Source organism: uncultured Campylobacter sp. (assembly GCF_937997465.1).
GTDB lineage: Bacteria > Campylobacterota > Campylobacteria > Campylobacterales > Campylobacteraceae > Campylobacter_A.
This window is the reverse complement of sequence record NZ_CALKTQ010000193.1, coordinates 1-7,588: the sequence shown is the minus strand read 5'-3', so window position 1 is coordinate 7,588 and position 7,588 is coordinate 1. Positions and strand designations below refer to the sequence as shown.

The 7,588-nt window shown below is 40.4% G+C and carries 6 protein-coding genes; 1 reads left to right on the top strand and 5 read right to left on the bottom strand.

What is annotated here, in order from left to right:
- Nucleotides 1-421: 421 nt before the first annotated feature.
- Nucleotides 422-1,966 carry an inorganic phosphate transporter gene (locus tag Q0546_RS06285; protein ID WP_298791496.1) on the bottom strand — a complete coding sequence of 515 codons (1,545 nt, stop codon included), beginning with the start codon at nt 1,964-1,966 and terminating at the stop codon, nt 422-424.
- Between the two features lie 130 nt (nt 1,967-2,096).
- Here Q0546_RS06285 and Q0546_RS06280 point away from each other — a divergent pair, with 130 nt between their 5' ends.
- Nucleotides 2,097-2,534: a GatB/YqeY domain-containing protein gene (locus tag Q0546_RS06280; protein ID WP_298791494.1), complete on the top strand. Its 438-nt coding sequence runs from the start codon at nt 2,097-2,099 to the stop codon at nt 2,532-2,534.
- Between the two features lie 381 nt (nt 2,535-2,915).
- Here the strand turns inward: Q0546_RS06280 and Q0546_RS06275 are convergent, their stop codons facing one another.
- The 4 genes from Q0546_RS06275 to Q0546_RS06260 all read right to left on the bottom strand — a co-directional run.
- Nucleotides 2,916-3,683 carry a methyl-accepting chemotaxis protein gene (locus Q0546_RS06275; protein WP_298791498.1) on the bottom strand — a complete coding sequence of 256 codons (768 nt, stop codon included), beginning with the start codon at nt 3,681-3,683 and terminating at the stop codon, nt 2,916-2,918.
- A 505-nt stretch (nt 3,684-4,188) separates the two neighbouring features.
- Nucleotides 4,189-4,692 carry a PAS domain-containing protein gene (locus Q0546_RS06270; RefSeq protein WP_002947680.1) on the bottom strand — a complete coding sequence of 168 codons (504 nt, stop codon included), beginning with the start codon at nt 4,690-4,692 and terminating at the stop codon, nt 4,189-4,191.
- Between the two features lie 24 nt (nt 4,693-4,716).
- Nucleotides 4,717-5,964, bottom strand: coding sequence for a type II secretion system F family protein (locus Q0546_RS06265; RefSeq protein WP_298791492.1), 1,248 nt, complete (start codon nt 5,962-5,964; stop codon nt 4,717-4,719).
- The coding region (locus tag Q0546_RS06260; protein WP_298791490.1) for a GspE/PulE family protein at nt 5,961-7,588 on the bottom strand (1,628 nt) is incomplete at its 5' end. The genes Q0546_RS06265 and Q0546_RS06260, both read right to left, overlap by 4 nt.

Genomic DNA, 7,588 nt, shown 5'->3' with positions numbered 1-7,588 from the left:
GCCGTCAAATTTACCCAGCCGTCAAATTTACCCAGCCGTCAAATTTACCCAGCCGTCAAATTGTTGATTTAACTAGTAAAAACCTGACTACTCTATTATGTTTACTGAATTTAATTTGCGGAATACATAAATAAAAAATAGCTTGCTAAATTTTATAAAATTTAGTTGCAAGAGCCTTTATTTGATTGTTTGAGTTTGTTGTAAAAAATAGTTGGTAAGGCAGACATTATCGTTATAGACATCAAATTTAAGCAGTCAGCCCAAAGGCTTAGAATTATATAAAACCATAGTTTAAATAATACCTGAACAAAACTAGCTCAAATTTGCCGAGCACTGCTGTGACTTTATGGTAAAAACCAAGACTAACTTTATAAGTTTTGGCAAAACAAATCGGCCAGTTACGGCTCGCGAATAGTCGAATTTACAAGCCTAACATAGTCTTTAGAAGCATGTAAATAAGTGCTGCCGAGCCGCCTGCAATCGGTAGGGTAATGACCCACGCAAGCACGATAGGCTTGACCATTTTCCAGTTGGCGTCGCGGTTTAGGATACCGATGCCAAGCACCGCACCGATGAGGATGTGCGTCGAGGAGACGGGGATACCTAGCTTAGTAGCTAGCAGGATAACGGTACTAGCGGCTAGCTCGGCACTAAAGCCCGTCGTAGGTAGGATCTCGGCTAGCTTGCTGCCTATTGTAGTGATGACCTCTTTGCCTAGAAACCAAAGCCCTACCACGAGCGAGATGCCAAACGTCACCATCGCGATGCCCGGTACCGGCGCGGTGGCGTTTATGGAGCCTGTTTTTAGTACGTCTAGGATAGCGGCAAATGGGCCCACGGCGTTTGCTATGTCGTTGGCTCCGTGAGAGAATGCGAACGAGGAGGCCGTAAATATCTGAAACCACGAGAAAATGCGATTCGTGCTCTTTTCTGCGTTATCTTTTTTCATCACGTTTATCATCGCAAGCGTGGCGAGATATGTGACTATACCGATGACGCAGATGATCCAGATCGTGCCGATGAAGCCGATGTCGAGATTTAGGTGCGCTAGGCCTTTAAACAGCATCATCGAGGAGATGATGATCGCGCCGATGCCGGCTACCATCGGGATGTGCTTACGCATGGCTTTTGACGTGTCGATCTCTTTTTCGCGCTCTTTCATGGCTTTGATCGCGAGCTTGTATTCGCTGCGTTCGCCGCTTTCGACGTCATCCTCGTCAAGGACCGCGATCTTGCTTAGTATCCTTATCTGCTCGCTTTCGGGTTTTATTTTTAGCTCTTGCAAATAGCGCTCTTTGTAGGCTTTACGCTCGCGTTTTAGTACCTTTAGCTCTAGGGTAAATTTGCGAGTTGGGATCAAAATTTTAGATTTTATGTAGCCGTAAATGAAGTAAGAAAGGATGCCACCTAGAAGCGGCGAGATGACCCAGCTAACTGCAATCCTGCCTATCTCGCCCCAGGAAACCATAGCCAGAGCCTTATCCCCGCCCATAGTCGTAAAGCCCATCGTAAGCCCGGCGCCGACGATACCGCCTACGATCGAGTGCGTCGTAGAGATAGGTAGACCCTTTTTAGACGCGATAAAAAGCCAGATACCAGAGCTCAAAAGCGCTGACATCATAATCAGCACGAAAAGCATCGGCTCGGTGCCCTCCTGCGGGAAGCTCACGATGCCCTCGCGGATGGTTTTGGTTACCTCTCCGCCGGCGAATATCGCGCCGCTAAGCTCGAAAATAGCGGCAATAACTAAGGCTTGCTTTATCGTGATGGTCTTGGCGCCTACGCTCGTTCCAAAGGAGTTTGCGACGTCGTTGCCGCCGATGTTAAACGCCATAAAGATACCGAAAATACTAGCGATACTGAAAAGCAAAAAGTGATGAGTCGGGATGTACTGATAGCCCCAAACGAAAAATCCAAACGCGGTAATAGCGAAGATCGCAAAGGCAAAAAGATTGTCGCTTCTCAAGCAAGTCCTTTTAAAAATGAATGGTTAATTATAGCTATATTTTTCTTAAGCAAGCCAAATTTAGGCGGTTTTATTAGCTTTAAATTTTAGCTTCGTTATAATTTGCCCACTTAAATTTAAAGGAGAAAAAGTGACTATCAGAGAGAAAATTTTAGACGATATCAAGACTGCGATGAAAGAAAAAGATAACTTTCGCCGCGACACGCTAAGGCTCATAAACTCAGTCATCAAACAAGTCGAAGTCGATGAGCGTATCGAGATGACCGACGAAAAGGTGCTACCGATCCTACAAACCCAGATCAAACGCCGCATGGACTCTATCGAGCAGTACAAAAACGGCGGCAGGGACGATCTGGCGCAAAACGAGCAAAAAGAGATCGATATTATAAGCGGCTATCTGCCAAAGCAACTAAGCGCAGACGAGCTGGAGGCTGAGATAAAAGCGATCATCGTCGGGCTAGGCGAGGGTGCAAATATCGGCACCGTGATGAAAGCTGCGAAAGAAAAAATAGGCGCTAGAAGCGACGGCAAGAGTATAAGCGAGTGCGCAAAGAGGTTGCTGGGCTAAATTTGCATTTAAATTTGACCGAATTTGCTTTGGGGTTTGGTCAAATTTTATAGAAGGGCAAGCTTGCTTTTAGGTAGGTTTGCCTTTATGAGATTTGACGCAACACGGCAAATAATTGCTGTTTTTGGTCAAATTTGGAGAGCTTATAGCGTGCGGCTTGTGATTGGCGCGAAGTAAATTTGCTAAGTTTGCGATATCTAGTATAAATTTTGCTGAAGCCAATTGTGTTTATAGAGGGCGTAAATTTGCTCTATAGTTTTTGATGATGTAAAGCTTTCAAAATGGATTTTTGCAAAATTTTATAGAATGGATTTTTGGTTTAAAGTAATGCTAAAGAGCAAAATTTGAGCCAAATGTTTTTGGCTCAAATTTTGTATAACGTTACTTTACGCTTTCTTCGATCGTTACGTCTATTATCTTAAATATCTCACCGCTTGCTTGTTTGACCTTGGCGAATCTATCGACAAATTTTTGGATATCGTTCATATTGTAACCATTTTTTGAGTCGTCTAGGTTAGCTTTTACTAGATCGCTTATTTGTTTTGCGGGAGCGCTTGCCTTCTCGAAGCTTTTTGAATTTGCAAAATACGCCGCCGCACTCTCGTACCATGCGTTTAAATTTTGCGTTTGTTTTTGCATATTTTCGTCATCGCCTCTTTCGTTGATGACGTTTCCGTATGCGGTCTGCAGATACGTTACTCGGTTGATCTTGCCGATGATACCGATTGTTTTGTTTTCGACGTATTTTGAGATTTTTGCGCTTTGTGTAGCACCCTGGCTAAATACGTTCACGGCATCTCTAAATTTAGACACGCTTACGTTTGCGACTTGCGCTATTTGCGTGATTTTGTTGGAGTTGTCGTTTAGATCGTTTGTTTGTTGTTGTAAGGTTTGGATATTTATGCCGATTTCGCTTGTAGCTTTTTGTGTATTTTCGGCTAGTTTTCGCACTTCATCCGCGACTACGGCAAAGCCTCGTCCGTGCTCGCCGGCGCGTGCCGCTTCTATAGCTGCGTTAAGGGCGAGTAGGTTTGTTTGCTCGGCAATGTCTTTGATTAAATTTACGACCGATGAGATTTCCTCGGTTCTGTGGGTTAAATTTTTAATAGCTTCGGTAGACTCTGTGATGAGATGCTCTAGGTTGCCCATATTTTGGCTAAGTTCACTTACGGCCGACATGCTTTCGTTGGCCTTTACCGAAGTATCTTGCGCCATGGTTGAAATTTGGGTTAAATTTTTAATGCTCTGATTTAGATCGTTTTGTACTTCTAAAATACCGTCGTTTCCGTTGCCGAGCTCGCTAAATTTTTCGGAGAGTATGCCTCTGGTTTTACCTTTTTGCCCGGCTTTTATACCCTCGACGCCCTCGCTCATGGATATGGCGTTGGTTCTAAAAAGACCGCGAAAACCCTCTGTGAAGATATTTCTATAAGTTATCCCGCTTTCGGCCGATTTGACGCAAGTACCCATCTCTCTTTGCAGAGCTTCGATTTGATCGAGTAAGTCATTTATCCCAAGCGCTATTTTGCCGATTTGAGAGTTTGGATCTATCTGTAAAATTCTAGGTTCCAAAAAGCCGTTTCTAGCCTGTTCGACCACATTTAAAATTTCATCGTAATTTACTTTTTCTTTTTTAAAAAACATGATTTTCCTTTTATAATCTTTGTAAGTCGTTCATTAGCTCGTCATAGCTCTTGTTTTTTTCTTTTAAAATATTATCAAGAAGCTTAGATGAGGCTTCCATGCCACCGCTCTTTTCAGCTTCCAAGAGCTGCCTGTAAAGCGGGATAATGATTTCTAAGGCTTTTGGATTCGGCTTTCGTCTAACCGAATAATAACCGATAATGTTGCCATTTTGATCAAGAGAAGCGGTAACGTTTGCAAATACCCAGTAAAATGAACCGTCAAAGCTCTTGTTTTTAACATAGGCAAAAACCTCTTTTTTATTTTTTACATACTCCCATAAAATTTTAAAAACAACGCGCGGCATATCTGGATGCCTCACGATATTATGCGGTTTCCCGATCAACTCATTACCTTTTGCACCGACTATTTGAGCAAAAGGGATATTGCAATAAGTTATTTTTCCCTTCGTATCGGTTTTTGAAACCAAAAACGCATCTGCACTAACTTGACGTTCATGTAAATTATTTTGCATTTCTTTCCTTAATTGTTGTTTTAATTATCGTCCTTGAACTGCATTTCCAAGATCCCACATAGGCATAAAAATACCAAGCGCTAAGAGTATAACCATGCCTGCCATAAATAAAAGCATGATTGGTTCCACATAGCTTGAAATATTATCAACCAGGTCGCTAAATTTAGCTTTGTAATAATCGGTTACTTTCTCAAGCATAGCATCTATTGCACCGCCTTTTTCGCCTGCGCTTAGCATCTGAATAAGCATACTCTCATAAAGCTGAGTATCCCGAAAAGCTTCCGTCAATGATACGCCTCTTTGAACAGCAATTTTGATTGTGGCAAGCTTATCGTGTATGTCTTGGTTTTCTACTGTTAAAGTTGCCGTCTCAAGTGCATCAGCAATTGGAATACCTGCTCTTACAAGCTCTGTAAAAATAAGATTAAATCTGTTCATTGTTGAGTAGAATATAATTTTGTTGATTAGATAAACTTTTAGCATAAATTTGTCAAATTTATATTTAAAATCATCATTGCTTTTGTATAAATATCTGATAGCATATATTATGGTTATAAAACCGACTAATATATATAAACCGTAATTACTTAATGCACTCTCGATAGAAAGAAGAATAATTGTAGGAAGAGGCAGTTTAGCTCCGAGTTGTTCAAATATCTCCCTAAACTGAGGAACAACGTATATCATCAGTATAATAAAAGCTATCGCCATAGCAGACATTACTATAATCGGATATCTGAGAGCTTTTTTAAATTTTCTCTGATTTTCCCAAACTTCCTGTAGAATATCTGATAGTTTATGGAGCGACTCAGACATATTACCTGTGCTTTCGCCAAGCTTTACCATAGCAATAACTACGTCACCAAGCTCGCCTTTAAATTTGGTTATGGCATCTGTTAGACTTTGACCTTGGTTGAGATCATCGTTTAGGGTTGCAAATATGGCCTTAAGCCTTTTGTCTTCTGTTGATTTAGATACTTCCTTGATGCTGTCGTGGATTGAAATTCCTGCATTTGTCATAACGCTTAATTGCCTAAAAGCTGCAATTAAATTATTTATTTTTATTTTTGAACCGCCTAAAAGGACCGATGCCTTGCTTATCATGTCAGCAAATTGTTCTTCTAGCGGGACGCTTTTTGTTTCTCCTACTTTTACTATTACGCCGGCTTTTTTTGTTTTTGCTAAGGCTTGCGCCTCGCTTCTATTGTTTGCCTTTAAAGTCATCTTCTGGCGACGACCGTTGGCCATATACTCAACTTCAAAAAATTTCATACCTTAGCTACCCTAAATACTTCATCTATCGTTGTTACGCCCCTTGCGGCTCTAATAATACCATCTTTAAACATATCTATAAAATGCTCTTCGTATGCTACTTTTTTTATTTCCTCTTTTGTAGTGCCGTTTGCTATCATCGCTGAAATTCTATCGCTTATCGGTAAAACTTCACTTATCATCTCTCGCCCTACATAGCCTGTTTGAGAACATTGATCGCAACCGACGTGTTTATAAAACTGATAATCTTGCGGCAAGAAGTCTTGAAATTGTTCATGTAAATTTGGCGGCAAAACGGTTTTTTGTTTGCAGTTTGGGCATAGTTTTCTAACAAGCCTTTGGGCCTCTATCGCCACCAATGCGCCGCTAATTAAATACGGCTCTATTCCCATATCGGCGATTCTGGTGACGGCGCTTATTGCATCGTTTGTGTGAAGCGTCGAAAATACCAAGTGACCGGTAAGTGCAGCTTGGATAGCTATACGAAGAGTCTCTTGATCTCTGATCTCGCCTATCATTATGATGTCTGGGTCTTGCCTTAAAATGGATCGAAGAGCTGAAGCAAAGGTAAGTCCGACTTTTTCATTTACGTGGACTTGCTGGATCATATTTAGCTGATACTCTACTGGATCTTCGACGGTTATTATTTTTGTCTCTACACTTTTTATATCATTTAATGCAGCATAAAGAGTTGTTGTTTTACCAGACCCAGTTGGCCCTGTCACTAATATAATGCCGTAAGGTGCTTTCATTGCTTTATTAAATTTATCAAAAGTACTTGGATGCATACCTAAATTTTCAAGACTAATTAGAACTTTTGATTTATCCAAAATACGCAAAACTATGCTTTCGCCGTGTAGTATCGGCAAGGTTGAAATACGAAAATCATACTCTTTGCCGGCTACTTGAGCCGAAAAACGACCGTCCTGCGGCTTTCTTCGCTCTGCTATATCCATATTCGACAGTAGCTTCATGCGTGATACCAGGGGCGGAAAAAGGTCTTTGTCAAAAATAAAAAGCTCAGCCAACATACCGTCGATCCTGCCTCGCACGACACAGTTTGTTGTAGTAGCTTCGATATGTATATCGCTTGCGCGACTTACTATCGAGGTTCGTAAAATAACTTCGATCAATTTTAATATGCCGGAGCTATTTTCATTTGTATTTCCACCTACTACCGCAGTAGAGGATAGCTCCTTTCTTATCTCGGTAACTATGCCTTTTACGCTATCATTTAGCTCTATTTTACTTAAATATTTATCTATTTTGGATGGATCGGTTATTACTATTTTTAAGAGTTTTCTATTAAAAATAGATTGCAGTCTATCTTGCGCAGACATATCAAATGGATTTTTAAAAGCAACATAAACGGCAATTTCATCTTCCTTAATAGGTAGAGCACTATAGGTTTTTAAATGATTTAAAGGAGCTTTTTCACAAAGTTTATAGTCTATATCAATATCATCTAAATCAATATATTCAAGCTTAAATTTATTTGCAACGTACTCTAAAAAATTTTTTAAATTTTTTTTTAAAATTTTTTCTATTAGTACAAACATAGAAAATAAGTGAGTTACGAATGTAGATTTTAGATAAAAAATTAAATAGAATGAGCCGAGCAAAT